This window comes from Methylorubrum rhodesianum, from assembly GCF_014199985.1.
Lineage (GTDB): Bacteria > Pseudomonadota > Alphaproteobacteria > Rhizobiales > Beijerinckiaceae > Methylobacterium > Methylobacterium rhodesianum.
The window spans coordinates 150,099-174,576 of record NZ_JACHOS010000009.1 but is presented as its reverse complement, the minus strand read 5'-3'; the positions used below and the strand labels follow the sequence as shown (position 1 = coordinate 174,576).

29 protein-coding genes are annotated in these 24,478 nt (G+C 69.3%); 16 read left to right on the top strand and 13 right to left on the bottom strand.

Going from position 1 to position 24,478, the window contains the following annotated elements:
* The first annotated feature begins 53 nt into the window (after nucleotides 1-53).
* Nucleotides 54-455, top strand: a complete 402-nt coding sequence (locus HNR01_RS14915) for a PTS sugar transporter subunit IIA (protein WP_003606016.1) — start codon at nucleotides 54-56, stop codon at nucleotides 453-455.
* Between the two features lie 146 nt (nucleotides 456-601).
* Nucleotides 602-925: an HPr family phosphocarrier protein gene (locus tag HNR01_RS14910; RefSeq protein WP_026105887.1), complete on the top strand. Its 324-nt coding sequence runs from the start codon at nucleotides 602-604 to the stop codon at nucleotides 923-925.
* 79 nt (nucleotides 926-1,004) lie between these two features.
* Here HNR01_RS14910 and HNR01_RS14905 read toward each other — a convergent pair whose 3' ends face one another.
* From HNR01_RS14905 to HNR01_RS14895, 3 genes are all read right to left on the bottom strand, one after another.
* Entirely contained in the window at nucleotides 1,005-1,292 is a 288-nt protein-coding gene (locus tag HNR01_RS14905; RefSeq protein WP_153875798.1) for a GIY-YIG nuclease family protein, read from the bottom strand.
* Nucleotides 1,293-1,502: 210 nt separating this feature from the next.
* A complete protein-coding gene (locus HNR01_RS14900) occupies nucleotides 1,503-2,603 on the bottom strand; it encodes a CobW family GTP-binding protein (protein ID WP_183668319.1) in 1,101 nt (366 codons plus the stop codon).
* Between the two features lie 188 nt (nucleotides 2,604-2,791).
* On the bottom strand, nucleotides 2,792-4,297 hold the full coding sequence (locus tag HNR01_RS14895; protein ID WP_183668317.1) for a D-alanyl-D-alanine carboxypeptidase family protein: 1,506 nt from the start codon (nucleotides 4,295-4,297) through the stop codon (nucleotides 2,792-2,794).
* A 271-nt stretch (nucleotides 4,298-4,568) separates the two neighbouring features.
* On the opposite strand from HNR01_RS14895, the gene queE reads away from it, so the two are divergent.
* Both queE and HNR01_RS14885 read left to right on the top strand, forming a co-directional pair.
* On the top strand, nucleotides 4,569-5,201 hold the full coding sequence (gene queE, locus HNR01_RS14890) for a 7-carboxy-7-deazaguanine synthase (protein WP_153875801.1): 633 nt from the start codon (nucleotides 4,569-4,571) through the stop codon (nucleotides 5,199-5,201).
* Nucleotides 5,202-5,286: 85 nt separating this feature from the next.
* Entirely contained in the window at nucleotides 5,287-5,475 is a 189-nt protein-coding gene (locus HNR01_RS14885) for a hypothetical protein (protein ID WP_157228223.1), read from the top strand.
* Nucleotides 5,476-5,532: 57 nt separating this feature from the next.
* On the opposite strand, the gene HNR01_RS14880 is transcribed toward HNR01_RS14885, so the two are convergent.
* Nucleotides 5,533-6,492 carry a hypothetical protein gene (locus HNR01_RS14880; protein ID WP_183668315.1) on the bottom strand — a complete coding sequence of 320 codons (960 nt, stop codon included), beginning with the start codon at nucleotides 6,490-6,492 and terminating at the stop codon, nucleotides 5,533-5,535.
* A gap of 88 nt (nucleotides 6,493-6,580) precedes the next feature.
* On the opposite strand from HNR01_RS14880, the gene queD reads away from it, so the two are divergent.
* From queD to HNR01_RS14860, 4 genes are all read left to right on the top strand, one after another.
* On the top strand, nucleotides 6,581-6,937 hold the full coding sequence (gene queD, locus HNR01_RS14875) for a 6-carboxytetrahydropterin synthase QueD (RefSeq protein WP_026105886.1): 357 nt from the start codon (nucleotides 6,581-6,583) through the stop codon (nucleotides 6,935-6,937).
* Between the two features lie 5 nt (nucleotides 6,938-6,942).
* Entirely contained in the window at nucleotides 6,943-7,671 is a 729-nt protein-coding gene (gene queC / locus HNR01_RS14870; protein WP_183668313.1) for a 7-cyano-7-deazaguanine synthase QueC, read from the top strand.
* Between the two features lie 10 nt (nucleotides 7,672-7,681).
* Nucleotides 7,682-8,419, top strand: a complete 738-nt coding sequence (locus HNR01_RS14865) for a PIG-L deacetylase family protein (RefSeq protein WP_183668311.1) — start codon at nucleotides 7,682-7,684, stop codon at nucleotides 8,417-8,419.
* Between the two features lie 106 nt (nucleotides 8,420-8,525).
* A complete protein-coding gene (locus HNR01_RS14860; protein WP_183668308.1) occupies nucleotides 8,526-9,389 on the top strand; it encodes a glycosyltransferase family 2 protein in 864 nt (287 codons plus the stop codon).
* A gap of 319 nt (nucleotides 9,390-9,708) precedes the next feature.
* Here HNR01_RS14860 and HNR01_RS14855 read toward each other — a convergent pair whose 3' ends face one another.
* Nucleotides 9,709-10,020 carry a hypothetical protein gene (locus HNR01_RS14855; RefSeq protein ID WP_157228220.1) on the bottom strand — a complete coding sequence of 104 codons (312 nt, stop codon included), beginning with the start codon at nucleotides 10,018-10,020 and terminating at the stop codon, nucleotides 9,709-9,711.
* Here HNR01_RS14855 and HNR01_RS14850 point away from each other — a divergent pair.
* The 4 genes from HNR01_RS14850 to HNR01_RS14835 all read left to right on the top strand — a co-directional run bounded on the left by HNR01_RS14850 (nucleotide 10,010) and on the right by HNR01_RS14835 (nucleotide 11,121).
* The gene (locus HNR01_RS14850) at nucleotides 10,010-10,192 is read left to right on the top strand and encodes a hypothetical protein (protein ID WP_017486874.1); all 183 of its coding nucleotides are present in this window, start codon (nucleotides 10,010-10,012) and stop codon (nucleotides 10,190-10,192) included. The two genes, HNR01_RS14855 and HNR01_RS14850, sit on opposite strands and share 11 nt — an antisense overlap.
* Nucleotides 10,193-10,420: a hypothetical protein gene (locus HNR01_RS14845; RefSeq protein ID WP_017486873.1), complete on the top strand. Its 228-nt coding sequence runs from the start codon at nucleotides 10,193-10,195 to the stop codon at nucleotides 10,418-10,420. It begins immediately after the preceding gene.
* 66 nt (nucleotides 10,421-10,486) lie between these two features.
* Entirely contained in the window at nucleotides 10,487-10,795 is a 309-nt protein-coding gene (locus tag HNR01_RS14840; RefSeq protein WP_017486872.1) for a hypothetical protein, read from the top strand.
* A gap of 38 nt (nucleotides 10,796-10,833) precedes the next feature.
* On the top strand, nucleotides 10,834-11,121 hold the full coding sequence (locus HNR01_RS14835; protein ID WP_017486871.1) for a hypothetical protein: 288 nt from the start codon (nucleotides 10,834-10,836) through the stop codon (nucleotides 11,119-11,121).
* 69 nt (nucleotides 11,122-11,190) lie between these two features.
* Here HNR01_RS14835 and HNR01_RS14830 read toward each other — a convergent pair whose 3' ends face one another.
* The 4 genes from HNR01_RS14830 to HNR01_RS14815 form a co-directional block, all read right to left on the bottom strand.
* Nucleotides 11,191-12,240, bottom strand: coding sequence for a glycosyltransferase (locus HNR01_RS14830; RefSeq protein ID WP_183668306.1), 1,050 nt, complete (start codon nucleotides 12,238-12,240; stop codon nucleotides 11,191-11,193).
* 102 nt (nucleotides 12,241-12,342) lie between these two features.
* Complete coding sequence (locus HNR01_RS14825; RefSeq protein WP_183668304.1) at nucleotides 12,343-13,431, bottom strand: glycosyltransferase family 2 protein; 1,089 nt, start codon at nucleotides 13,429-13,431, stop codon at nucleotides 12,343-12,345.
* A gap of 5 nt (nucleotides 13,432-13,436) precedes the next feature.
* The gene (locus tag HNR01_RS14820; protein ID WP_017486868.1) at nucleotides 13,437-14,531 is read right to left on the bottom strand and encodes a glycosyltransferase family 4 protein; all 1,095 of its coding nucleotides are present in this window, start codon (nucleotides 14,529-14,531) and stop codon (nucleotides 13,437-13,439) included.
* A gap of 408 nt (nucleotides 14,532-14,939) precedes the next feature.
* A complete protein-coding gene (locus HNR01_RS14815; protein ID WP_017486867.1) occupies nucleotides 14,940-15,623 on the bottom strand; it encodes a GntR family transcriptional regulator in 684 nt (227 codons plus the stop codon).
* A 381-nt stretch (nucleotides 15,624-16,004) separates the two neighbouring features.
* On the opposite strand from HNR01_RS14815, the gene frc reads away from it, so the two are divergent.
* Nucleotides 16,005-17,282, top strand: a complete 1,278-nt coding sequence (gene frc / locus HNR01_RS14810; protein WP_017486866.1) for a formyl-CoA transferase — start codon at nucleotides 16,005-16,007, stop codon at nucleotides 17,280-17,282.
* Between the two features lie 132 nt (nucleotides 17,283-17,414).
* The gene (locus tag HNR01_RS14805; protein ID WP_017486865.1) at nucleotides 17,415-17,630 is read left to right on the top strand and encodes a hypothetical protein; all 216 of its coding nucleotides are present in this window, start codon (nucleotides 17,415-17,417) and stop codon (nucleotides 17,628-17,630) included.
* Here the strand turns inward: HNR01_RS14805 and HNR01_RS14800 are convergent.
* The 4 genes from HNR01_RS14800 to HNR01_RS14785 all read right to left on the bottom strand — a co-directional run bounded on the left by HNR01_RS14800 (nucleotide 17,612) and on the right by HNR01_RS14785 (nucleotide 20,796).
* The gene (locus HNR01_RS14800) at nucleotides 17,612-17,779 is read right to left on the bottom strand and encodes a hypothetical protein (RefSeq protein ID WP_183668303.1); all 168 of its coding nucleotides are present in this window, start codon (nucleotides 17,777-17,779) and stop codon (nucleotides 17,612-17,614) included. The genes HNR01_RS14805 and HNR01_RS14800 overlap by 19 nt on opposite strands.
* Before the next feature lie 223 nt (nucleotides 17,780-18,002).
* On the bottom strand, nucleotides 18,003-19,847 hold the full coding sequence (locus tag HNR01_RS14795) for a DEAD/DEAH box helicase family protein (RefSeq protein WP_183668301.1): 1,845 nt from the start codon (nucleotides 19,845-19,847) through the stop codon (nucleotides 18,003-18,005).
* 37 nt (nucleotides 19,848-19,884) lie between these two features.
* Nucleotides 19,885-20,166, bottom strand: coding sequence for a hypothetical protein (locus HNR01_RS14790; RefSeq protein ID WP_017486862.1), 282 nt, complete (start codon nucleotides 20,164-20,166; stop codon nucleotides 19,885-19,887).
* Between the two features lie 177 nt (nucleotides 20,167-20,343).
* On the bottom strand, nucleotides 20,344-20,796 hold the full coding sequence (locus HNR01_RS14785) for a CBS domain-containing protein (RefSeq protein WP_026105885.1): 453 nt from the start codon (nucleotides 20,794-20,796) through the stop codon (nucleotides 20,344-20,346).
* A gap of 430 nt (nucleotides 20,797-21,226) precedes the next feature.
* Here HNR01_RS14785 and oxlT (HNR01_RS14780) point away from each other — a divergent pair, with 430 nt between their 5' ends.
* Nucleotides 21,227-22,522: an oxalate/formate MFS antiporter gene (gene oxlT, locus HNR01_RS14780; protein ID WP_026105884.1), complete on the top strand. Its 1,296-nt coding sequence runs from the start codon at nucleotides 21,227-21,229 to the stop codon at nucleotides 22,520-22,522.
* Between the two features lie 270 nt (nucleotides 22,523-22,792).
* Entirely contained in the window at nucleotides 22,793-24,118 is a 1,326-nt protein-coding gene (gene oxlT, locus HNR01_RS14775) for an oxalate/formate MFS antiporter (protein ID WP_183668299.1), read from the top strand.
* Nucleotides 24,119-24,478: the final 360 nt, after the last annotated feature.

Here is a 24,478-nt window from a genome sequence, read left to right as displayed (position 1 = left end):
CTTGCGCTGCACAAGATGGCGTCTCCGCTCACAGGGCGTTGGAACACGCTTCGATGATTGGAATGGTGCTCGTCACCCACGGGCTGTTGGCGACCGAGTTCAAGGCCGCCCTGGAGCATGTCGTCGGCCCTCAGAAGCAGGTCGAGACGATCACGATCGGCCCGGAGGACGATATGGAGCTGCGTCGCGGCGACATCATGTCCGCCGTCGGCCGGGTCAACTCCGGTCAGGGCGTCGTGGTTCTCACCGACATGTTCGGCGGCACCCCGTCGAACCTCGCCCTGTCGTGTATGAACGGCGGCCAGGTCGAGGTGGTCGCCGGGATCAATCTGCCGATGCTGATCAAGCTCGCCAGCGTGCGCGAGGCCGAGAGCCTCGGCGACGCCGTGCTCCACGCGCAAGAGGCGGGCCGCAAGTACATCAACGTCGCCTCGCGGGTTCTCGCGGGCAAGTAACGCGGGCCCGCAGTTCGATCTCTCCGCCGCACCGCCTTTCCTTCGCCCTGCTCCCGGCTTAACCACGTCGTCCCGCATCCGGAACGGCGCGCCCCGACGCGCCGCGACCGGCATGGAAGCGGCGGGGGAAGGGAGTGCCGGAGGCGATGAGCGAGAGCGTGGACGGCGAGGTCGAGCCGCAGCCGGAGGTGCCGGAGGGCGGTCTCGTCCGGATCCTGCCGATCATCAATCGCCGCGGCCTGCACGCCCGCGCCTCGGCCAAGTTCGTCCAGACGGTGGAGCGCTTCGCCGCGGGCGTGACGGTGACCCGCGGCGGCGAGACCGTCGGCGGGCGCTCGATCATGGGCCTGCTGACGCTGGGCGCGGCCAAGGGCACCACGATCGCCGTCGTCGCCGTCGGCGACGATGCGGGCGCCGCCCTCGACGCGATCGAGGCGCTGCTCGCCGACAGGTTCGGCGAGGACGAGTAGTCTTTCATCTCTCCCGGCATCGCGAGGTTCGGCGCGATCGATCCAGGGCGCGACATTGGCCCGACGCACGTGCAGGATATCAGGCGAGATCGGGATAAAGATCGCGCCAATCGGGATTGAGTCGTTCGATCAGGGCCAGCTTCCTGCTTCGTGAGCCAGCCTTGATCTGCTTCTCGCGCGAAATGGCCTCGATCATTGTTTCGTGCGGCTCGTACCAGACCAGAAGCTTGCAGCCGTAGCGGGCTGTGAAGCCTTCCGTCAGCTTGGCTCGATGTTCGTAGGCACGGCGCGGAAGGTTCGAAGTGACGCCGGTGTAGAGCGTCCCGTTGCGGGCACTCGCCATGATGTAGACGACAGGCTGCCGCATCGATCGCGCCTCGGGGCCAAGCCGTTCCCGCTTTGATCGTAGCGATACAATCTGTGGATGTCGCGCCCTGGATTGCTTCGCTTCGCTCGCAATGACGATGTGAATCGCCCTCGCCGTCATTGCGAGGCGGAGCCGAAGCAATCCAGGGCGCGACGAGAGCGGGAAGAGGCTGCCGCGTCGTGACAGCCTTCTCGCTTGCGCGAACGCATTCTACCCGCCCGGAATTGCCAACGGGTTCTCGGTCAGCGCCGCCCGGTCCGGTGTGTCCGGCGCGGGCTTGCCGAGGAAGGCGTCCCAGATCCGGCGGACGAAGGCCGGGTCGAGGTCGCGCACGATCAGCACCAGCCGCGAGCGGTGGTCCGCATCGGGCCAGGCCGGCAGCGTCTCCGGCGCGTGGACGACGTGCTGTACTCCGTGCACCACGACCGGCCGCTCGGGGTCGTCGGCGAGCGCCACGAGGCCCTTGAGGCGCAGGAGCTTCGGTCCGTGCGCCGAGCGCAGCAGATCCAGGAACATCTCGAAGGCAGGGCGCGGCACCGGCGCGTCGCTGATGAGGTGGAAGGCGCGGATCGCCGCGTCGTGCCGGTTCACGTCGTGATGATGGGGGCCATGGTGGTGATCCGGCTCCTCGGCGCCGAGCCACGCCCGCACATCCTCGCTCTTGCTCGTCCCCCGGCCGTCGAGGCCGAACAGGCCGCCGAGCAGGCGCTCGGGCGGCACGTCGGGCCCGTGGATCTGCGCGCCGGGATTGAGGGCGGCGAGCCGCCGGGTGAGTGCCTCCGCCTCGGCGCCGGGCAGGTCGGCCTTGGTCACCACGAGATGGTCGGCCACCGCCGCTTGCCGCAGGGCTTCGCCGTGCGCGTCGAGAGTGGCGGCGCCGTTGACCGCGTCGACCACCGTCACCACCCCCTGCAGCTGGAAGCGGATGGCGAGATAGGGGTGGTAGATCAGCGCGTGCAGGATCGGCGCCGGGTCGGCCAGCCCCGTGGTCTCGATCACGACCCGTCGGAACGGGTTGATTCGGCCGTTGTCGCGGCGGCGCAGCAGATCTTCGAGCGTCGAGATCAGGTCGCCGCGCACGGTGCAGCACAGGCATCCCGCACCGAGCAGGATCATCCCCTCGTCCACCGTCTCGATCAGCAGGTGGTCGAGACCGACCTCGCCGAACTCGTTGACGATCACCACCGTGTCGGCCAGCGCCGGGTCGGCGAGGAGGCGGTTCAGCAGCGTGGTTTTGCCCGCGCCGAGAAAGCCGGTGAGCACGGTGAGCGGGATCGGCTCGGGGCGGCCGGGCTTTTCGGATTGGGTCATGGCGCGACAGCTTTCGAAGTCGAATGCGCCGCGAGCGCCTCACCCCCGGAGGGCGTCCGGCTTCATGCCTCGGTCAGAAGGCCATGAAGCCCTCTCCCCGCACGATCACGGGCGGGAAGGGCGGGGGGTCGGATGTCGCAGCGTGTCTCGGCCCCGATATGACGGTGCCGGATGCCCGCGAAAACCCCTCACGACTCGTCGTTCTTCGCCTTGGTCGGCTTGTCCGCCTTCTTGGCGGCGGGCTTCGCCTCGGGCTTCTTGGCGGCCGGCTTGTGAGCCGGCTTCGCGGCCGGCTTGGAGGCCTCTTTGGCCGACGCCTTGGGTGCGACCTCGACCGAGGTGTAGGCGCTGGTCGCGGCCGGCACGCCCTTGTCCTTGCCGGCGGTCTTCGTGGCCGCCTTCGGCGCCGTCACGGCGGCGGCGCGGGCCTTGGCGGCCTTCTCCGAAGCGGCCTGCTTGGCGGCCTCTCTGGCCGCGTCCTTGGCGGCCTTGGCCTCGGCGCGCTTGCGCTGGGCCGCTTCGAGCGCCGCCTGCTTGGCCGCCTGCTTGGCGGCCTGCGCCTCCTGCTCCTCGCGGGCCAGCGCCATCGCGCCCTCGGTCGGGCTGCTGCCGATCCAGACCGGGATCGGCTGGAGCGGCGCCCGCGGCGGCAGGGTGCGCCCGCGGACATTGGCGTTGCCGAGGGCGGCGAAGGCGAGGTTGGAGGCGTCGGGCGTGATCGAGCCCAAGAGCTGCGTCGCGGCGCTGTTGGCACCGGGGCCGCTCGCCGTCAGGGCGCCGGGGCCCTCGTCCACCGGCATCGGCTTGCGCTTGTCGCAGATGTAGGGCCGCATGTCCGGCGGGGCGGCGACGTTGGAGGCCGGCAGCGATTCCAGCGTCGGCGCGGTCCAGCCCGCCGACTGGCCGAAGCCGTAGTCGAACAGGTCGGCGGCCTTGATGTCGCGCTCGCGGGCGCTCGGCTGGCCCATCACCACGGCGATGATGCGTCGGCCGCCGCGGGTCGCGGTCGCCACCACGTTGAAGCCGCCCGAGCAGATGAAGCCGGTCTTCATGCCGTCGGCGCCGGGATAGCGTCCGAGCAGGCCGTTATGGTTGGCCATCACCGCCTTGCCGTACTGGATCGCCGAGATCGAGAACAGGCCCTGCTGATTGGGGAAGTCCCGCATCAGCGCGCGGGCGAGGATCGCCATGTCGCGGGCGCTCGTCCATTGCCGCGGTTCGGGCAGGCCGTTGGGATTGTACCAGCGGCTCTCGCGCATGCCGATCCGGTGCGCGGTCTCGTTCATCATGTCGGCGAAGCCCTCGACGGAGCCGCCGAGCCCTTCGCCGATCGCCCAGGACACGTCGTTGGCCGACTTGACCATGATGATCTTGAGGGCGTTGTCGAGGGTGATCTGCGTGCCGGGCTTGAAGCCCATCTTCGAGGGCGGCTCGGCCGCCGCCGCCGGCGAGATCGTCAGCAGGGTGTCGAGGGAGACCTTGCCCTGGCGCACCATGTCGAGGGCGACGTAGGCCGTCATCAGCTTGGTGATCGAGGCCGGATACCAGGGGTCGGTCGCGCCCTGGCTGTAGAGCACCTTGCCGGATTCGGCGTCGACGACGAGGATCGGCGCCGTCACCGCCGAGGCCGCCCCGACCATCAAGCCGAGCGCGGTGAGCGAGCCGATCAGCCGTCCCCAAACACGGTTCACCATCGGGCCAATCTCGAAAGGGTGTGAGGGCGCGGGACGCCGCGGAGCAGGAATTCCGTTGCCGGCCCCGGACGTTCGTGAGGGATGCGTCCGGAAAGCGTCGGATCGAGGAGACCCGTTCATCAACGTGCCCTCCGTGGCGAGAGCATGGCAGACCAAAGGGTTTTGCCCACGGTTAAGCTGCCGATCCGGGTTGCGTTCCCGGAAATCGTGCCGCGCTTGGTCTTCCGAGGCTCCCGGGGGTAAGGGCAAGCCCTGGCAAAAAAGCGCGACGATGTCCTACGCGGTCAAGGAACTGTTCCACACATTGCAGGGCGAGGGGGCCCAGGCCGGACGCGCGGCGGTGTTCTGCCGCTTTTCCGGCTGCAATCTCTGGTCCGGCCGCGAGGAGGACCGGGCGGGCGCCGCCTGCCGCTTCTGCGACACCGATTTCGTCGGCATGGACGGCGAGGGCGGCGGACGTTTCGCGTCCGCCGAAGTCCTGGCGGAGGCCATCGCCGCGACCTGGGCCGGGGGCGCGGCCAACCGCTACGTCGTGTTCACCGGGGGCGAACCCCTGCTCCAGCTCGACGCGTCCCTGATCGCCGCCGTCCATGCCCGCGGCTTCGAGATCGCGGTGGAAACGAACGGCACGCTCCCCGCCCCGCCCGGCATCGACTGGATCTGCGTCAGCCCGAAGGCGGGGAATCCGCTGGTCCAGACCACGGGCGACGAGTTGAAGCTCGTCTTCCCGCAGGCGGAGGCGCCCCCCGAGCACTTCGCCGATCTGCCCTTCCGCCACCACTTCCTCCAGCCGATGGACGGGCCGGAGGCCGCCGCCAACACCGCGAGGGCGGTGGCCTATTGCCGGTCGGATGCCCGCTGGCGGCTCTCGCTGCAGACGCACAAGATCATCGGCATCCCGTAGCGGACGGGTGTCGGCGGTGCGTTCGTCACGGTCCTTGATCTCCTTTGCGCGCCGCACCGGCAACGATCGGCCCGAGGACTTGGGCATGATCCTCGGCCGAGACCTTGCGACCTGGGGCCTGCTCACGCTTCTCGCCCTGCCCGTCGCCGAGTTCTGGTGGCAGGGACGGCGGATCGGGCGGACACTCGACAGCGTCGAGAGGCCGGACTCGCCGTTCGCTTCCCTGCTGGGAGGGCTGGCCCCATCGCGCAGCGCGCCCGCGAAGTCGGCATGAAGCCGGGCCTCTTCTGCCCTCCGCTGCGTCCGAGCCGCCGCTGAGCCGGCACGTCCGTCAGCCGGACCGGCCGACCCGCTCGCGGGTCTTGCGGACCTGCCGGCGCCGGTGCCGGTCCTCGCGGCTCACCCGGTCGAGGATCGGGGCGAAGCCGTCCTCCGCCCCAGGCGTCGGCGCGGCGTAGGGGGCGGCGAGCGGCCGGAAGCGCAGGTCGGAGAAGTCGGCGAGGCAGCGGGCGCGGGCGAGGAGCTCTTCCGTCGAGCCGATGCCGCCGAGCCGGTCCGCGTCGAGGCGGAACAGCCCGCCTTCCTGCGAGAACAGGAGGTCGCCGTTGCGGTCGAAGGCGGCCCAGCCGGCGACCTGCAGCGGCACCGGCGGGCCGCCGGCGCACAGGCTGTGGCGCACGCTCTCGGGCAGCGACCGGAGCGGGTCGGCCGTGTACGCGCTGACCGCCCGGATGAAGGCGTGGCTCGAAGGCGCGCCCGCGGGGGCGTCGAGGATCCAGCCGCCCTCGACGGCAGGATCCGGCCGCCAGCGGCTCGCCGCCGGGCCGGATTGCGCCCGCGCCGTCACCACCGGCGCGTTCGCGCGGGTGAACGGCAGCACCGTGAGGCCGGGCGGCGGGGGAAGGCCGGGGGCGAGGTCGTAGGGGCCCTCGCCATGGGTCAGGACGAGCGTGTCGTCCGACAGGAAGAACCCGCCGCCGGCCCAGGTGTCGCCCTTCGGCCAGAGCGCGACGGCGGTGAGGAAGGGCGGTCGCGAGAGCACCGTCCAGGTCGCGAACGGCCCCCTGTACTTGCCGAGAAAGCTCACGAGCCATTCGCCGTCCGGCGACAGCCCGCCCCAGGACGGCTTCACCGTGCCCTTGAACCATTGCCCGACCTCGAACGAATCCTCCGTGCGGTCCCAGGCGATGAGGCAGGTCTGGTTCGAGGGGCCGCGCCGGTAGATCACCGCGCGCGGGCTCGCGGCGGCGAAGACCGGATAGAGGGTGCATTTCGTCGGAGGCAGTGACATATCCACGATCTCGGTGCGCCCGCCGGCCGCCGTCAACCCGCCGCGGCTTCCGCGGCGGGACCGTTCCAGACCCCGTGAAGATCACGCGATGAAGATCACCCAGGCCTTCACCTTCGAGGCGGCCCACCGCCTGCCGAACGTGCCCGAGACCCACCGCTGCCACCGCATGCACGGGCATTCCTACCGCGTGGAACTGACGGTGGCGGGCGATGTCGATCCGACGACGGGCTGGGTGGTCGATTTCTACGACATCGAGAGCGCCTTCGCGCCGCTCCTGGAGCGGCTCGACCACCATTGCCTCAACGAGATCGAGGGGCTGGAGAACCCGACCGCCGAGCACATCGCGGCCTGGATCTGGCATCGCGCCAAGCCCCTGATTCCAGGGCTCGCCAGCGTGCGGATCTTCGAGACGCCCTATTCCTGGGCCGAGTACGAGGGCGATTGACGGCCATGCCGGAGACAGGCGCAGCGGAGCAGGGAGATGGCGCCCTGGTGCTGTTCTCCGGCGGCCAGGATTCGGCGACCTGCCTTGCCTGGGCGCTCCACCGGTTCCCGCATGTCGAGACGCTCGGCTTCGATTACGGCCAGCGCCACCGGGTCGAACTCGACCGGCGCGCCGCGTTGCGGCAGGGATTGAGCGCCCTCGATCCGGTTTGGGCCGGGCGGCTTGGGCCGGATCACACGCTCCCCCTCGCGGCGCTCGGCGAGATCTCGGATACGGCGCTGACCCGCGACAGCGCGATCGCGCTGGCCAAAGACGGGCTGCCCAACACCTTCGTGCCGGGCCGTAACCTCATCTTCCTCACCTTCGCCGCCGCGCTCGCCTACCGCCGGGGCCTGCGCCACGTCGTCGGCGGCATGTGCGAGACCGACTACTCGGGCTATCCGGATTGCCGCGACGACACGATCAAGGCGCTGCAGGTCGCGCTCAATCTCGGGATGGAGCGCCGCTTCGTGCTGCACACGCCGCTGATGTGGATCGACAAGGCGCAGACCTGGGCGCTCGCGGAGAGCCTCGGCGGGCGCGCCCTCGTGGATCTCGTCGTCGAGGAGAGCCACACCTGCTATCTCGGCGAGCGGGGTACGCGCCACGATTGGGGCTACGGCTGCGGCGCCTGCCCGGCCTGCGTCCTGCGCGCCAAGGGGTTTTCGCGCTATCTCGCGGCGCGAGCGGAATAGGAGGCTTCCCATGCGTGCCGACGCCTTTCTCGAGGTCGTGAAGGCCTTGCCCGTCGCCCCTCTCGCCACCCTGGTGCCGAACGCGGGCGGCCTCGTCGTGGTCGCGCCGCACCCGGACGACGAGAGTCTCGGCTGCGGCGGGCTGATCGCGCAGGCCGTGAGCGAGGGGCGCGCCGTGCGCGTCGTCATCGTCAGCAACGGCTGCGGCTCGCACCCGAACTCCAAGGCCTATCCGCACGACCGCCTGCGGGATCTGCGCGAGGCCGAGACCGTGCAGGCCATGGCCGAACTCGGGCTCGGCTCCGAGCATCTCCACTTCCTGCGCCTGCCCGACGGCGGCGTTCCGAGCGAGGGCGCGGACGCCGAGGCGGCGGCGGATCGGATCGCCGCGATCGCCCGTGAGGCCGGGGCGAGCGCCCTGTTCGTGACGTGGCGGTACGATCCACATTGCGACCACACCGCGTCCGCCGCCATCACCGATCTCGCTCGCGCCCGGCTCCCCGGCATCGCCGCCTATGCCTACCCGGTCTGGGGCTGGACCCTGCCGCCGGAGCGCGAGGTCGGGCCGGCTCCGGAGGGGTTTCGCCTCGCCGTGGAGGGCGAGCGCGCGGCCAAGCGCCGGGCGGTGGAGGCGCACGCCTCGCAGGTCTCCGGCCTGATCGAGGACGATCCCTCCGGCTTCCAGTTGGAGCCGGCGATGATCGACCGGCTCTGCGGCCCGCACGAATGGTACATCGCCCTGCGCTGAACCCTCTTTGCGCTGCTCCCCTTCGATCGCTCCTCTTCATCGGCGTTTCAGGTTGGGGCTGGCAGGACGGGCGCGACCGCACAGCTTGGCCCGGACTGGAAACCCCGTGAGCACCACCAGCGTCGTCACGCTCAACAAGGGCCGCGATGCCCACCTCGCGCGCCTGATCGAGGGGCTCGCCCGCGGGACCGCCCCGGGCGAGGCCACGACCGAGTGCGTCGTGGTCGAGATGGGAGCCGCTCCGGAGCCGCTGCCGGAGACGTGCTTCCCGCTGCGGCGGATCGCGTTCCCGAGCGCCGGCCTGCCACTCGCCGCCGCGCGCAATGCCGGCCGGGCGGCCGCGTCCGGTGACATCCTCGTCTTCCTCGACGTCGATTGCATTCCCTCCGCCGGCCTCGTTCCGGCGCTCGCCGCGGCAGCGGCGGCCCATGACGGCCTCGTGTGCGGTCCGATCCGCTACCTGCCCGCCGGCGCCGTCCGCGACCGCTGGCGGGAGGCCGATCTCCTGCAGGCCGGCATCCTCCATCCGGCCCGCGACTTTCCGGACGGCGGCGTGCGGGAGACGAAGAATCCCGGCCTGTTCTGGTCCCTCGCCTTCGCGGTGCGGGCCACGACCTACGATCGGCTCGGCGGCTTCGACGAGGGCTACGACGGATACGGCGCCGAGGACACCGATCTCGCCTTCCGCGCCGCGGAGATCGGCGTGCCGGTGCTGCTGGCGGGGGTACCGCCGGCCTTCCATCAGCATCATCTCTCCTGCGATCCGCCGCTGCAGCACTTCGCCGACATCGTCCGCAACGCCCGCCGCTTCCGCGCCCGGCACGGGCTCTGGCCGATGGACGGCTGGCTCGATGCTTTCGCCCGGCTCGGCCTGATCGAAGAGCGCCGCGAGCCCGACATCACCCTCCTACGCGGCCCGAGCCCGGACGAGATCGCCGCCGCCCGCGTGCCGGCGGATCGGCCGTTCTGAGACAAGAGCCGAGCGAGAGCCTCATCGGCCGCTGGACGGCGGGTCGGCCGGTTCCGTCCCGCCCGCCTCGCGCTCCCCGGCCTTTCCGCTCGCCGCGCCCGGCCGAGGTGATATCCCGCCCGTCAGGCTGCGGTCGCCGGCCTCCGCATGGTCGGGGCTGCTCAGGCTCGGATCACCGGAACGGCCGGCGACGCTCGCGCCGGCAAGCCCCTCCGCCCGGTCTTCGCCGTTTCGCGCCGCTTCCATCCTCGCCTCCATCCGCAAGCCGATGATCGTGTCGCCTGGCTTGGTGGCGAAACCGACCGGGCCGGGCTGCGGTTCACGCCAGATCAGGTAATGTGGGAGCAGGCTCGCCGCCGCGCATGGTCTGAAAGTTTTGAAGGTAACGATCGTCCGGGACCGCCGCTTCTTCCAAGCAAATTCGTCCGAGACGCAAAGCATTGCCGCGTCCGGCGCCGCCGTGGTGCATCGCAATTGCCGCGCCTGTCCCTGGTGGATCAGCGCAAGGACCGGTGATTTGCCGGAAGCTCGATTGAAAAGTTTTAGAGATCGGTTCGAACTCTTCGGGGATCGGCCGGTTCTTCAGGCATAGCCTCCGACAATCGAGCCCCGGAGTTTCGATGAGCACCAAGCCCCCGCCCGTTCCGCCGGCCAACCGATCCGACAAGGGCCCGGGAAGCGCGCCTGAGACCGCCACCGTTCAGGGGCAGGCTTCCTCGCAGACGAAGGACCCGGACAAGATCGGCCAGTCTGGCAATTCGAAGGTCAACACCACCCATCAAGGCCACCAGCAGGATCGCTGAATGAGCACGTCCTCGAAGCACCCGAACGCCAACCGCCATCACGGCGGGCCGGGCAGCAGCCATCAGGACCGTTCGAAGCCCTACGTCGAGCCCGATCACGGTCCGGCGCCGGGAAGCCCGACCAACCATGCCAAATCCGGCGTGTCCGGAGGCGGTGGCGAGCGCGACGCGCACCACCGCCACAGCACCATGGGCCACGCCCCCGACCGCACCGACCGCTCCCACTGAGGACGGCGCCCAGGCCGGAGGCCGACATCGAGCGGCTTGAGCCGCTTCCGCATCAGGAGATACGCCATGGACAAGAGCCGCGGCCAGCACGAGTCCGATCGGGATTCCCTGCGTGACTTCAACGCCAACGCCGACCGCAACGGGCAGGATTTGGGGCAGGACAGCCCGCTCGACGTCGCCCGCCCCGCCGACCTCCAGCGCGCCCTGCAGGAGGATCCGAGCTGGGAGGCACAGGTGGCGCGCACCGCCTCCGGCTTCGACCGGCGCGACTCGATCGCGGGCGGAAGTGTCGAGTCGGTGGAGGCCACCGAGGCGGAGACACCATCCGAAAACCTGCGACGCATCAGCGATCCGACTTTTTCGCCCAAGCGCTGACCGGCGCGCCTGGTCAGGCCAAGATGAGGAGGATCGCGATGAACGGACGATGGCTCGCCGCGGTGACGCTCGGCGTCGCGATCCTCACACCCCTGCCGGCTGCCGCCCAGGAGACGGGCGGCGGCGCGGGCCGCGCCGGCAGCTTCGGCAATGCCGGCGTCAACGATCAGACCGGCACGGCCAGGAGCAGCGATCCGAATCCGGGCAGCGGCGGCATCACCCGCGATGGCGCCGGCGTGCTGTCCGACAAGCCGAAGACGCACGGCGCCTCGGGGCCCGGCACGACGGGGCGGGAGACCTCACCGGGGACGACGAACGACAAGTGAGTACGCCTCAGCGGGGTGTGGCTCGGGCGGCATGGGTCGACCCGAGCAAGCCTCCGGCGTGAACGCCGGTCAGTCCGCCGCCCGGCAAAGCGCCTCGATGGCGTCGGCGGTGCGCGCGAGCGCATCGGGCTCGGCGAGGCGCCGGACGATTTCCGGATCGAGGCTGAGGCCGGCGGCGGCGAGTTGCGGCCACGCCGCCGGTTCCGGCCAACCGCGATGGACCACCGCCGCACCGAGTCGCTCCAGCGCCTGCGCCTTGGCCTCCTGCTCGTCGTAGGCGCGCGGCTCGGGCAGGCACAGGAAACGCTTGCCCAGGGCCGCCACTGCGGTGACGAGTCCGTCGCCCGCACCCCCGACCACGAGGGAGGCGGGGGCGAGATGCGGGCGCACATCCGTGACCCAGCCGTGCAGGTTCAGGTTGTCCGGTGGCGACCCCGTGCCGGTGACCGGTCCGAGCACGTGCCAGGCGCGGTCCGGCACCGCTCGGGCGGCCTCGATCAGCGCCTCCAGCCGCCCGCCCTCGCCGCCGCGGCCGAACACCACGACGATGCGTCCGTCCTCCTCGGACGCGAGCCGCGCCGTCGCGTCGCCGAGAAAGCCGCCGTAGAGGGTTTTTTCGCGCACCCAAGCCGGCACGTCGCCGCCGTCGAGCGCTTCGGGGAACGGCGCGAGCAGGCGCGAGGCGGCCCGGAAGGCTTCCAGATGCGGCTGGTCGGTGCGGGTCCCGGACAGGCGCACGACGAGACTCGGGACCGACAGGAGGCGGGCGAGCAGCGCCACCTCCGCCGAGACGTCGACGACGATCAGCGCCGGATCGTGCTCCGCCGCCCAGGCCGCGATCCGGCCCATCCGCGCGCGGATGCCGGGATGGTTCAGCGGCACGTAGTGGAAGCATTCGGGGCGCTGATCCGCACCGTCTTGCCCGTCGAAGCTCCGGTCCAGGCGATCGTCGGGCAGATCGAGAACGGGGCCGGGCGCGCCCGAAGTGTCGAGGCCGTTGAAGCTGCCCATCAGCGTGCAGGGGCGCCCGAGGGCCTCGAGCGCGCGCGCCAGCGCGATCGCCCGCTGGAGGTGCCCGGCCCCTTGGTGATGGACGTAGTAGCCGACCGGACGAGTCATGCGCGATCCAGGAACAATGCGGCGCGAGGTTGGGCCGCCTCAACGACAGCCTGACCCTATCGCCGGCTTTCTCGCCAGCTTCATGCCGAATTCAGGCCGGCCTCACGCTGCCCGGTCGCGCCGCAGAGCCGCGAGGGAAGCGTCGAGCGCCGCCAGAGCCTCGTCGAGGCCGCATTCCGGGGCGGGGCCGTCCCGCGTCTCCAGGCGCGCATGGGCGCGCTCCACGAAGGCGATGTCGTTGGGGCAGGCCGCGAGATCGATGGCGGCGAGGTCCTCCGCATCGAGCCCGAGCGTCTGCAGGGCGGCGGGCGCGGCACCCTCGCGATAGGCGCGGCGCAGAGCGGCCCGGCGCAGGATGACCCGTTCCCAGTGGGACGCCACCGGCAGCCGGTAGGCCTCGCCCGCGCGCACGACCCGAGCGCGGCGCAGCATCTCGGTCGCCATGCCGCCCTCGGCGCGCCCGGCGGTGCGGGCGGAGACGAGCACCGACACGTCGGGGCAGTGGCGCAGGCGACCGCCCGCACGCTGGACGGCGCCGACCAAGGCGTTGTCCTCGCCGCGGGGCAGGGGGGGCAGGCCGCCCACCGCGCGGTAGAGCGAGGCCCGGAGCGCGAGGCTTCCCCCCGTGTGGTCGCCGTGGCGCGGCGCCGGATCGTGGGGCGGGGGATCGAGCGCATCTTCGAGAGCCCGCACGCCCGCCCAGTAGCGCTCGACCCGCGCGTGGAAGGCGGCGAGCGCGGGATCGGTGGCGCCCTCATCGTCGATCACCAGTCGGCCGCCGACGATCTCGGCCGTCTCCAGGGCGCGAAGGTTCGCCGTGACCCAGCCGGGAGAGAGCCGCGCATCGGCATCGGTGGTGAGCAGGACGCCCTCGGGCGCTCCCTCGCGCTCAAGCCAATCGGCACCCGCATCGAGGGCGCGGCGGCGGGCGGTGCCGACATGGGCCTCGGCGGCGGCGAAGGTCGCCTCGATCAGGCGCAGCGCCAGGGTGTCGAGCGCACCCGAAGCATCGAGGGCACGCACCGCCTCGACCGTCCCGTCGGTGCAGTTGTTGCTGACGATCACGACCTTCAGCGGCGCATCGACCGAAAAACCGTCCTGCGCGGCGAGCGCCCGCAGCAGGCGCGGCAGGCGCTCAGCCTCGTTGCGGGCCGGGATGCATACGACCGCCGGGCGGGAGGGCGCGGGCATGGCGTTCAGGCCGCCGGGCGTTCGAAGACGGCGGTGCGGGCGCTGTTGGCCGGCGCTCCGGCCAGAACCTCGCGGTAGAGTTCCTCGTAGCCGTCGGTCATCACGTCGGCGTCGTAGAGCGCCTCGGCCCGGCGGCGGCAGGCGCGGCGGTCGAGGGTAACGGCCCGCTCGATCGCGCGGGCAAGGGCCGCCACATCGTCGGCCGGGGCGAGCGCGCCCGAGAGGCGATCGACGATGTCGGGAATCGCGCCGCGGCCGAAGGCGGCGACCGGCGTGCCGCAGGCCAGGGCCTCGGCGACGACGAGACCGAACGGCTCCTCCCAGCGCGGCGAGACGATGGCCGCCCGCGCGCCGCCCAGCTGGCGCGCCAGTTCACGGTGGGAGAGATGGCCGACATAGGTGACATCCTTCCCGAGCCGCGGGGCGATCCACTCGTCCCAGTAGCGCGGATTCGGCTTCGGACCGGCGAAGCGCAGGCGCATTCCGGCCTGGCGCGCCGCATCGATCGCCAGATGCGTGCCCTTCTCCGGCACGATCCGTCCGCTCCAGAACACGTAGGCGGCCGGTTCGGCGAAGGGGCTGAAGGTGAAGGTCGAGAGGTCGATACCGTTGCCGATGATGCGGGCATCCGGCACGAGCGCCTGCCATTCCTGCGCCAGCGAGGGTGAGACGGCGGCGAAGATCATGCCGGGCTTGGCCGCGCGCACGCCCTCGGCCAGCGATTCGAAGGGCGGCGTGTGCAGCGCCGTCGTCATCGGCACGGGGAGCGTGTGGCTCGCGCGCAGCGGCAGGTCGTGCAGGCTGTTGTTGTGCACGATGTCGAAGCCGCCGTGGGCGACCGCCTCCATGATGCGCTCGTAGGCCGCGTGTTCCGCTCGCTCGATCCGCTCGCACGCCACCGGATCGCCCAGGGCGTCACCGGTCGGCGGACAGACGGGATTGGGCACCAGTGCCGGGTCGGAGCCCTCGGATGCGAACAGGGTGACCCGATGGCCCCGCGCCCGCAGCGCGCCGGCCAAGTGATGCGTGTGCATCTCGAGGCCACCCAGATAGGGCTGTCCGATCGGGAACTTGAGATGGGCGATGACGGCGATCTTCAAGGGCGTTGTCCGAAGTCGGCGGCGTGGAGGACTTGAGGCAGTCCAACGGCTAGGCTTTCGCCCACACCATCGCCCGTGCTCTAGGAACGCCCGATGAACGAACCCTTCAGGAAACCGAGAAGGGAGGATTAAATGTGTCGCAGCCGACCACTGCGCCGCGCGTCACGGCTCGGAGAGGCAAAGTCTTGGCGGAGGTCTTGGCGGAGGAGGGGGCGAACGACAGGACGTTCGCGTCTTCGCGCCAGTCCTCGTTCGGCGGGCGTCGCGCTTCCGGACGCATCCGTTAGAGGGCTGGGCGGGATGGGAAGAGGGCAGCCGCCCATCATCGCGACCATCCGCGGCGAGATCACGCGGCGGCATTCGGACGGCGGTCAACGGCTTGCGCGCCGCAGCGCGCTGGCCGGGCGGTCAGTCGAGGTGGTCGCCGTAGCGCTGGACGTGGTCGGCCAGCCCGAGGCCGTGGTCGCGCACGAGGCGTTCGGCGCGCTCCGCATCGCGGGCCTCCAGCGCCTCGATGATATGCACGTGCTCCTCGATCGACTTGGAGGCACGGTCGCCCTGGCGGAGCGCCGTGTTGCGGATGCCGCGCACGTGCATGAGCAGGTTGCTGGTCAGATCCTTGATCACCTCGCTGTGGCCCAGGGAGATGATCTTCTGGTGGAAGCGGATATTGGCTTCCGAGTACTCGCCGAGATGCTCGTAGGGCTTTCCGTCGAAGAATTCGGGGAAGGAGCGGCGCAGACAGGCGAGGTCCTCGTCCGTGGCGGCGGTGCAGGCGAGCCGTGCCGCCATGCTCTCTAGTGCCGCCCAGGCCTGGATCATGCCGACGATCTCGCGCTTCGTCTTCTTGACGACGAACACCCCGCGCCGGGGCTCGTTGCGCACGAAGCCTTCCTGCTCCAGCACCGTCAGAGCCTCGCGGATCGGTGTGCGGCTCACGCCGAGCGTCTGCGACAGGCCGCGCTCATCGAGCCGCACATCTCCGGACTGGCCGTAGATGTCCATGTTGGTGATGGCGGACTTCAGGGCCTCGTAGGCCAGCGTCCGCAGGCTCGTCGCCGGGACGATTGGCTTGATCGAGAGATTTTCCATCGCTTCGGATCGACCTTGATGCCGATGTGGATGCGCAGCCGGAGATGGGGCATCGAGCCGTTCGAGCATGGCGCCTCGCCTCTGGGAAGACAAGCCGGCTGCACCCATGCGTCCGGCTTATGCCTCTGGAATTCGCTCACGAGTCCACGCAGTTGTCCTGCGGAAAGCTCACAAACGTTGACGTCTGGCATCTGGTATGCCAGAAAGAAACCTTGAAGTCGAGACCTTCGGCATTCGCTGTGCGCAGGGCAGCCTTCCTTGGATGTGCCCCGTCCGCACTGCGTGAAAGACCGACCCGGCTTCCCGAAGGCGCGTGCCGGTCGACGCCATGGCCCGGCATCGTGCGAACTTGAGGCTACTCTCCTGGGGAGGAGACCTGCGATGGGCAAGGCGCTCGACGGCGTTCGGATCCTCGACTTCACCCACGTCCAGTCGGGGCCGACCTGCACCCAATTGTTGGCCTGGTTCGGCGCCGACGTGATCAAGGTCGAGCGGCCGGGGGCGGGCGATGCGACACGCCAGCAACTGCAGGATCTGCCCGGCGTGGACAGCCTCTACTTCACGATGCTGAACCACAATAAGCGTTCGATCACCCTCGACGCCAAGAACCCGAAGGGCAATGCCATCCTCTGGCGCTTGATCGCCGAGTGCGACGTCCTGGTCGAGAACTTCGCCCCCGGCGCGCTCGACCGCATGGGGCTGACCTGGGAGCGGTTGCAGGCGGCCAATCCCGGGCTGATCCTGGCTTCCGTGAAAGGCTTCGGCCCGGGCCGCTACCAAGACTGCAAGGTTTACGAGAACGTCGCCCAATGCGTCGGAGGGGCCGCCTCCACCACCGGTTGGCGCGACGGCCTTCCGATGGTCTCCGGGGCGCAGATCGGCGATTCCGGCACCGGCCTGCACCTCGCGCTCGGCATCGTCACGGCGCTCTATCAGCGCACCCAGACCGGCCAGGGACAGCGGGTCGATTGCGCCATGCAGGACGGGGTGCTGAATCTCTGCCGGGTGAAGCTGCGTGACCAGCAGCGCCTCGGCCACGGCCCGCTCATGGAATACAGCCAGTACGGCGAAGGCGTCCCCTTCGGCGAAGCGGTGCCGCGGGCCGGCAACGATTCCGGCGGCGGCCAGCCCGGCCGCATCCTCAAGTGCAAGGGCTGGGAGCAGGATCCCAACGCCTACATCTACTTCATCACGCAGGGGGCGGTGTGGGGGCCGATCTGCGACATCATCGGCGAGCCGGACTGGAAGACCGACCCGGCCTACGCCACGCCGAAGGCCCGCCTGCCGCATCTCAACGAGATCTTCACCCGCATCGAAGCCTGGACGATGAAGCACGACAAGTTCGAGGCGATGGAAATTCTCAACGCCTACGAGATCCCGTGCGGGCCGATCCTGTCGATGAAGGAGATCGCCGAGGATCCGATGCTGCGGGCCAACGGGACGGTGGTCGAGGTCGAGCATCCGACCCGGGGTGCCTATCTGACCGTCGGCAATCCGATCAAGTTGTCGGCGAGCCCGACGGAGGTCACCCGCGCGCCGCTGCTCGGTGAGCACACCGACGAGATCCTGCGCGAGGTGCTCGGCTGCACGGATGCCGAGATCGGCGACATTCTCGGCTCGGGCGCCGTCGGCGGCGTCCACCGCATCGCCGCGGAGTAGCGGTCGGTCTTATTTCTCCCTTCGCGAAGCGGTCGGACCTTGATTTTCGGGCGCTTGGTATGCCAGATACCAAGACGCCATTCCGTTCAGGGGAGCAATCGCCCTTCGGATCGGAATCCGGAGGATGCGGCGATGACCGAGAACGCTCTGGACGACGCTCTGGCCTATCTCGTGGAGGCGTTCGGGCACGTTTCCGAGGCCGAATTGCAGGCCTTCCTCGACGCGACACCGCGCGTGCAAGCGCGTCTCACCGGGCCGGCAAGCGATCGAGGCGTCTTCGATTGGCCAGTCGTCGCCAACGCTGCTCCGGCTGAAGCCTTCGATGTCGCTCAGGCTGCGCGGGCGTAGCGGTTGGCGGTCTGCGGTCTTTCGGGGTCATGCACGGACTGGGGATCCTGAGCAGCGTTGGAGACGGTCAGGCGATCAGCGAGCCTGACGACGAGCAACGCCTGCAGGGCGCCGAAAAACAGCAGCGCGGCGAGCCAAGTGGCGAGCATGATGACCTCCGATGATATCTGCTTCGGCGCGGGCCATGGTGCAGTGCACCAGGAATAGTCCTGCCTTTTTGGAATATGAAGTACAAAATACCAGATTCAGGCATGCGTCACGCGCACGTGGAGGCCCTGACGATCTGGTCCGGCAGCGACGGGTCTTCAATTTCCAATTGGATGAGACGTGTGACAGGCATCGTTGGATGTCGCGACGCGCGGTGAGTTGCGCTCAGGCGGTCACCTGACCGGTCTCCCCACCCCAGGCGCCGAGAGTCGATGTCTCGGTCGGACAGAGGTTCTCGTCGAGCGGCGATATGGTATCGGTCTGCGCCGGCAGCCCGGCAGCCGCGAGAGCCTGCGCCGTTTCGGGATCGGTGAGCGCGGCAGCAAGCGCCGCTTGATCCAAGCCGGTCAGGCGACCCCGCTCGAAGCGCGCGAAGACCCGTCCCGTCCCCCGCTCGGCGAAGCGCACCACGGCGAGCCGCCGCAGCACTTCCCGCAGGAAGCCCGCCTCCGGCGCGTCAGCGACGCCGCGGTAGACGTCCGCCGGACTGCGGGCGCTGATGTCGATCCGCCGATAGCGCTCGATCGCCAGCAGGGCTCTGGCGTCGAGGATGGTCATGGTGTCGTTCGTGCCGAAGGCGATGGTGAGCGGGCGGGCGCCCTTGGGCACGCTGTTGTCGAGGAACTCGAAGAAGACCGGGCGGTCTCGGCGCAGGGCCCAGGTGAAGAACAGCCGCGGCATGCCGGTATAGGCCTCGACATTGTGCGCGAGCAGATCCTCGACCGCCTTGTAGCGCCCGAACTCCTCGCCCCGCTTCCAGGCCCGCTCCACGGTTTCCTCGGGCGGCGTGACCATGAACTGCAGGTAGACCCGGTGACCGAACCGGGTCAGGAGCTGGCCGGCGCCGTCGGCCTCCGTCGAGAAGCTGTCGAAGCGGAAGCGGTCGATCAGCAGGTGCGAGAGGCGGCCATTCGCTGCCTTGCGGGTGATGTAGCGGTCGAGCTTGGCATCGACGATCTCGACTTCGTGCCCGGTCAGCGGTCCGGCATAGCGACGGGCGGCGCCCAGGCTGTCGTAATCGAGCAGGAACTTGCGCCAGACGTCGGGTGTGATGACGGCGAAATCCTGCCAGCAGGCGCCGATCCGCCCGGCGAGGCCGCGCTGGTAGGGCCGGATCGTGCTCTTGCCCGAGGCCGAGGCGCCCTTGACGGTCATCACCACCGGCTGCGCCTGGGGCGCCGGGCGATGGTAGCCCTCGGCCTCGGCGACGGCGTCGATCCAGGGGGCGATCAGCGCGCCGATCCGGTCGCTGCCACAGCGGTTGGTGACGAGGATCCCGGCGAGCCGTCGCAGCAGCGCGCGGTCGCGGATCAGCATGCCCTGCCGGGCGATGACGTGGCCGAACACCGTGCGCAGGGCCTCGCGGACCGCGCTCTCCAGGGTGTCCGCTTCGCCGGCGGCGGCGCACCGCGCGTCGAGACGCGCGAGAAGATCGGCTTGGCCATCGCCGGAGCCGGGGGCGATCCGGGGAGATGGCCGCTCGCGCGCGCCGAGCCGGACCAGCCGCCGCATCCAGCCCGATGCCGGCTCGGGCGCCGGTGCGGACGTCGCGTCGAGCAGCGCCGTCAGCTCGCGGTCGAGGAGCGCATCGGCTTCGGCGCGGACGGCGTCATACGTCGCGGTGACGGCGTCGAGGCGATGCGCCACGCCCTCGCGCAGGAGGGTAGCGACGATCCGGCGGAAGTTCAGGCCGAGATCGGCGTAGACTTCGCCGACCGGGACCGAGATGTCGGCCATCACCCGGATCAGCACCTCGTGGACGACGAGGCGCTCGGGGCGAAAGGGGGCGATCTGGGTCGCCGGCAGGCCGCTGAGGTCGGCGAGCTCAAGGATCTCGGGATAGCCGAGGGAGACGTTCTCGGGCCGGAACAGCGTGGCCAGCGGGCGCATCGCCCGCGGCAATCCGGGTTCGAGCCCCGGGTTCCAGGCATGGAAGGCCGGCGGGTCCGCCGCGTCCTCGGGCCCGGCGGCGAGTGAGGTGTCGGCGAGGGCCGGCGCGGCAGTGTCCATCGCGCTGGCCCTCCTCGTTGCGAACGGCCCGCCCCGATCAGGCGGCGGAGGCGTTCTCGATCGCCTCGAACCGGATCTGGTACGCCTCGCCCCAGAGGGTCGTCGCCCGCTCGTGCCACGCGGCGTCGAAGAACAGCTTGGCACAGAACGAGCTGCGCCAGATGCACACCGCGATGATGCGCTCGTCCAAGACGCGGATGTGACGGCTCTCCAGCCCGCCGGCGATGCCGAGGCGCGGCAGCATGTCGATGCTCGACGCACCGAATTCATTCTCGCCCGGGAAGACGATCGGGCACTCGACGACGGTCAAATGTTTCATTGGGTTTTCCATCACGGGCGCCTTTTCTCGGAGATATCGTCCGACCGGTTCCGGTTCATTCTCGCACAACGCCCGATGCGCTGTGTCCGCTCCGTTGGACGCGGTCCACAGCCACGACGCGCCGCGCGCAGCCCCGGTTGCGGGAACGATCGTGCGCTGAGGCGGATCTGTTTGCCTTCACGGATGCGGTGACGCCAGTGGGGTTGCCGCCTGCGCCTGGCCGATGTCTTGGCGGGTGTCTCGGCCGAGATCCTGGCCCGCACAGTCCCAGATGCTGAGGATTGCGCTGATGCGGCAGGATTCCATGAGGGCGATGTGATCGACCTTCCGTTCACAGAAGGTCTTCAGGCGCTCCTGAGCCGAGGCCCCGATATCGACGGCGGGGAAATCGTGGTCGGTGATGAGCCAGACGCTGCGGTTGTAGACCTCCGGCCCCTCGGCCGCCACGGCACGGAAGATGTCGCGCTGGGTGAGAAGGCCGGTCACCGTCTCGTCGGCCTCGCCCTCGACGACGACAAGGGCGCCCGTCTCCGATTGGGCAAGGAGTTGCGCCGCCTCGGCCACTGAACGGTCTCTATGGATGGTGCGGACGCCCGAGGCGTCCGGCGCACGGCGCATCGTTCGAAACACGGCGCTCCTCCATCGGCATGCCTCTCGACGGGGCCGCCTTGGAACGCAGGCTGGTATACAACATACCTATTGTCAATCCTGCGTTTTGAATTATGGTGCCGCCCCGTCCGGAGCGGCTGGCATGATCGAGCCACCGGATCTTCAAGCCCTGGAGCGACACGCGTCGCGCCGGGCCCCGCGATCGATCCGGGCCCGTTGCAGCGCCCAGCCTTCGATCTGACAGGCATATCGTCCAGGGTTCGGCAAGGCCAATCGGCGGAGGTGTCACCCGGAAGGTTCCGTGGGTATTATCGAAATATTGGAGCGCTGACCGTGTGTCCGCGTCGGTTCATTGCAGATACTTCCAATATTCAGATTTATACGTAGATCAATTTTGAGTCTAAGCTGAACAAAATGCTCGGAAAATCGAGCGTAAACTGGAGAGACGTCCATGACCCAATCTTCGACAACGCCGGTTCCACCACCGGCGAACCGCTGGCTGCAATTGCTGTTCGGCATCATCTGCATGTGCATGATCGCCAACATGCAGTACGGGTGGACGTTCTTCGTCAACCCGATCCAAGAGCGGCACGGCTGGGACCGCGCTGCGATCCAAGTCGCCTTCACTCTCTTCGTCGTGACCGAGACGTGGCTTGTCCCGATCGAGGGCTGGTTCGTTGACAAGTACGGCCCGCGGGTCGTGACGCTGGCCGGCGGCCTGATGTGCGGGCTTGCCTGGGTGATCAACGCCTACGCCGACTCGCTCACTCTGCTCTACGTCGGCGCCGTCATCGGCGGCACCGGAGCGGGCGCGGTCTACGGCACCTGCGTCGGCAACTCGCTCAAGTGGTTTCCCGACCGACGCGGCCTCGCCGCAGGCCTCACCGCGATGGGCTTCGGCGCGGGCTCGGCGCTCACCGTGGTGCCGATCCAGGCGGTGATCCACCATTACGGCTACGAATCGGCCTTCCTCTGGTTCGGCCTCGGCCAGGGTCTGATCGTGATGCTGATCGCCCTGTTCCTGGTGGCGCCGAAGAAGGGTCAGGTGCCCGAGATCGCCCGCGTCAGTCAGAGCCGGCGCGACTTCTCGCCGGGCGAGATGGTGCGCACCCCGATCTTCTGGGTGATGTACGCGATGTTCGTGATGATGGCTGCGGGCGGCCTGATGGCGACCGCTCAGCTCGGGCCCATCGCCAAGGACTTCCACATCGCCGACGTACCGGTCAGCCTCTTCGGCATCACCCTGCCGGCGCTGACCTTCGCCGCCACCATCGACCGGGTGCTCAACGGCGTGACCCGCCCGCTCTTCGGCTGGATCTCCGACCATATCGGCCGCGAGAACACGATGTTCCTCTCCTTCGGCATCGAGGGCGTGGGCATCTACATGCTGAGCCAGTTCGGCCACGACCCGATCATGTTCGTGATCCTGACCGGTCTCGTGTTCTTCGCCTGGGGTGAGATCTACTCGCTGTTCCCGGCGACCTGCGGCGACACCTTCGGCTCGAAGTATGCCGCCACCAATGCCGGCCTGCTCTACACGGCAAAGGGCACCGCAGCGCTGATCGTGCCGTATACCAGCATCCTGACCACCATGACCGGCTCCTGGCACGCGGTGTTCCTGGCGGCGGCCGCGCTCAACATCCTCGCGGCCCTGATGGCGATCTTCGTCCTGAAGCCGATGCGCCATGCCTACACCCGCGCACCGGCGGCGCCGGAGACCGAGCCGAAGACGGCCACGGCGCACTAAAACCCTATTCGGCCGGGCCACTGCCCGGCCGATTCCTCGACCCTCGTCGGCGCAAGCCGGGCCCACGGGATCCGGCCTGTGTCGACGCGTTCCATTTCGAACCCGCGCAGGCGCCGGAGCAGATCCGGCCGGCCCATCCATCCGGGCTGCTGTGCCGGGTTGCCGCAGCATCGCACCCGATCCGTCATTCCTTGGTATATTGTATGCCTAGCATCATCGTGCATGATGCGGCGCCAGGGGAGCATGAGAAAAGCATCAGGGAGATACCGGATGGTTCACCAACCGGCAGAGCAGAACGCGCTTACCAAGGCGCCTTCCGACGCGCCTTCCGCCAAGTGGTGGCAACTCGCCTTCGGCGTGCTCTGCATGGCCATGATCGCCAACCTTCAGTACGGCTGGACCCTGTTCGTCGATCCGATCGACGCGCAGCATCAATGGGGGCGCACGGCGATCCAGTTCGCCTTCACCATCTTCGTCGCCACCGAGACTTGGCTCGTTCCGATCGAAACGTGGTTCGTGGACCGCTACGGCCCGAGCATCGTGGTCGCCTTCGGCGGCCTCATGATCGCCCTGTCCTGGACGCTCAACGCCTACGCCGACTCGCTTTTCCTGCTCTACACGGCGGCCGTCATCGGCGGCATCGGTGCGGGCTCGGTCTATGGCACCTGCGTCGGCAATGCCTTGAAGTGGTTTCCCGACCGGCGCGGCCTCGCCGCGGGCGCGACGGCGGCGGGCTTCGGTGCGGGCGCGGCCGTCACCGTGATTCCGATCGCCAACATGATTGCGGCGAGCGGCTACCAGAAGGCGTTCCTGGTGTTCGGGCTCGGCCAGGGCGCCGTCGTGCTCCTGCTGTCGCTCTTCCTGCGCAAGCCCTCGGTCGCCGTGCCGATCAAGCGCAAGAACCTGCGCCTGCCGCAAACCAAGGTCGACCGCAGCCCGAAGCAGGCGGTGCGCACGCCCGTCTTCTGGACGATGTACGCGATGTTCGTCATGGTCGCCTCGGGCGGCCTGATGGCGGCGGCGCAGATCGCTCCGATCGCCCACGACTTCAAGGTCGCGGACGTGACGATGAACCTGTTCGGCCTGCAGATGGCGGCGCTGACCCTGGCGATCTCGCTCGACCGGATCTTCGACGGGTTCGGGCGGCCGTTCTTCGGTTGGGTGTCCGACAACATCGGCCGCGAGAACACGATGTTCATCGCCTTCGTCATCGCCGCCACGGCCTGCATTCTGCTGCTGGGCTACGGGCGCAACCCGATCGTGTTCGTGCTGTGCACGGCGATGTATTTCGGTGTGTTCGGTGAGATCTACTCGCTCTTCCCGGCCACCTGCGGCGACACCTTCGGCTCGAAATACGCCGCCAGCAACGCCGGGCTCCTCTACACCGCCAAGGGGACGGCGGCCTTCCTCGTCCCGTTCGCCAGTGTCCTGTCGGCGCGCTACGGCTGGTCGGCGGTGTTCGGCCTCATCATCGGCCTGAACATCCTGGCGGCCGCGCTCGCGGTCTTCGTCCTGAAGCCGATGCGGCGGCGCTACCTCGCGGCGGAAGCCGAGATCGCCGAGGCGGCCGAAGCGCGGGCGGTCAAGCTCGCATGAGGGTGCGGGCGGCCTCCTATCCCGACTGATGAGACACGCGCCGCGGCGGAGGACGCCCGGCGCGTTTCTCGTTGGGGCGTGACGGGGACGTGTCGCCCGCCCCAGCTCTGCCAAACGATTCCGATGAGCCGCAGAGCGATCCCGTCAGGCGGTCTTCGGCAATGAAGAGGATGGAGTCCGTCTCCCACTTTCTTCACGAGATCGCCGGCGCAGCCCGCAGCACGGCGTGTTCGGGCAGCGACCCGCGCACAAGTCTTGGGAAAATCGACGCCTCAATTCACGCGATTGTATCCGGCTCTGCGCCCGTTTCTTCAGGTCTGAATTGCGGCTGCAAAATCTCAGGACGCCAAGGCTCGGGAC

Excerpts from the sequence above, each read along its gene's own strand:
- HNR01_RS14915 (WP_003606016.1), top strand. The coding sequence starts at position 54 with ATGATTGGAATGGTGCTCGTCACCCACGGGCTGTTGGCGACCGAGTTC.
- HNR01_RS14910 (WP_026105887.1), top strand. The coding sequence starts at position 602 with ATGAGCGAGAGCGTGGACGGCGAGGTCGAGCCGCAGCCGGAGGTGCCG.
- HNR01_RS14905 (WP_153875798.1), bottom strand. The coding sequence starts at position 1,292 with ATGCGGCAGCCTGTCGTCTACATCATGGCGAGTGCCCGCAACGGGACG.
- HNR01_RS14900 (WP_183668319.1), bottom strand. The coding sequence starts at position 2,603 with ATGACCCAATCCGAAAAGCCCGGCCGCCCCGAGCCGATCCCGCTCACC.
- HNR01_RS14895 (WP_183668317.1), bottom strand. The coding sequence starts at position 4,297 with ATGGTGAACCGTGTTTGGGGACGGCTGATCGGCTCGCTCACCGCGCTC.
- queE (WP_153875801.1), top strand. The coding sequence starts at position 4,569 with ATGTCCTACGCGGTCAAGGAACTGTTCCACACATTGCAGGGCGAGGGG.
- HNR01_RS14885 (WP_157228223.1), top strand. The coding sequence starts at position 5,287 with ATGATCCTCGGCCGAGACCTTGCGACCTGGGGCCTGCTCACGCTTCTC.
- HNR01_RS14880 (WP_183668315.1), bottom strand. The coding sequence starts at position 6,492 with ATGTCACTGCCTCCGACGAAATGCACCCTCTATCCGGTCTTCGCCGCC.
- queD (WP_026105886.1), top strand. The coding sequence starts at position 6,581 with ATGAAGATCACCCAGGCCTTCACCTTCGAGGCGGCCCACCGCCTGCCG.
- queC (WP_183668313.1), top strand. The coding sequence starts at position 6,943 with ATGCCGGAGACAGGCGCAGCGGAGCAGGGAGATGGCGCCCTGGTGCTG.
- HNR01_RS14865 (WP_183668311.1), top strand. The coding sequence starts at position 7,682 with ATGCGTGCCGACGCCTTTCTCGAGGTCGTGAAGGCCTTGCCCGTCGCC.
- HNR01_RS14850 (WP_017486874.1), top strand. The coding sequence starts at position 10,010 with ATGAGCACCAAGCCCCCGCCCGTTCCGCCGGCCAACCGATCCGACAAG.
- HNR01_RS14845 (WP_017486873.1), top strand. The coding sequence starts at position 10,193 with ATGAGCACGTCCTCGAAGCACCCGAACGCCAACCGCCATCACGGCGGG.
- HNR01_RS14840 (WP_017486872.1), top strand. The coding sequence starts at position 10,487 with ATGGACAAGAGCCGCGGCCAGCACGAGTCCGATCGGGATTCCCTGCGT.
- HNR01_RS14835 (WP_017486871.1), top strand. The coding sequence starts at position 10,834 with ATGAACGGACGATGGCTCGCCGCGGTGACGCTCGGCGTCGCGATCCTC.
- HNR01_RS14830 (WP_183668306.1), bottom strand. The coding sequence starts at position 12,240 with ATGACTCGTCCGGTCGGCTACTACGTCCATCACCAAGGGGCCGGGCAC.
- HNR01_RS14825 (WP_183668304.1), bottom strand. The coding sequence starts at position 13,431 with ATGCCCGCGCCCTCCCGCCCGGCGGTCGTATGCATCCCGGCCCGCAAC.
- HNR01_RS14815 (WP_017486867.1), bottom strand. The coding sequence starts at position 15,623 with ATGGAAAATCTCTCGATCAAGCCAATCGTCCCGGCGACGAGCCTGCGG.
- frc (WP_017486866.1), top strand. The coding sequence starts at position 16,005 with ATGGGCAAGGCGCTCGACGGCGTTCGGATCCTCGACTTCACCCACGTC.
- HNR01_RS14805 (WP_017486865.1), top strand. The coding sequence starts at position 17,415 with ATGACCGAGAACGCTCTGGACGACGCTCTGGCCTATCTCGTGGAGGCG.
- HNR01_RS14800 (WP_183668303.1), bottom strand. The coding sequence starts at position 17,779 with ATGCTCGCCACTTGGCTCGCCGCGCTGCTGTTTTTCGGCGCCCTGCAG.
- HNR01_RS14795 (WP_183668301.1), bottom strand. The coding sequence starts at position 19,847 with ATGGACACTGCCGCGCCGGCCCTCGCCGACACCTCACTCGCCGCCGGG.
- HNR01_RS14790 (WP_017486862.1), bottom strand. The coding sequence starts at position 20,166 with ATGAAACATTTGACCGTCGTCGAGTGCCCGATCGTCTTCCCGGGCGAG.
- oxlT (WP_026105884.1), top strand. The coding sequence starts at position 21,227 with ATGACCCAATCTTCGACAACGCCGGTTCCACCACCGGCGAACCGCTGG.
- oxlT (WP_183668299.1), top strand. The coding sequence starts at position 22,793 with ATGGTTCACCAACCGGCAGAGCAGAACGCGCTTACCAAGGCGCCTTCC.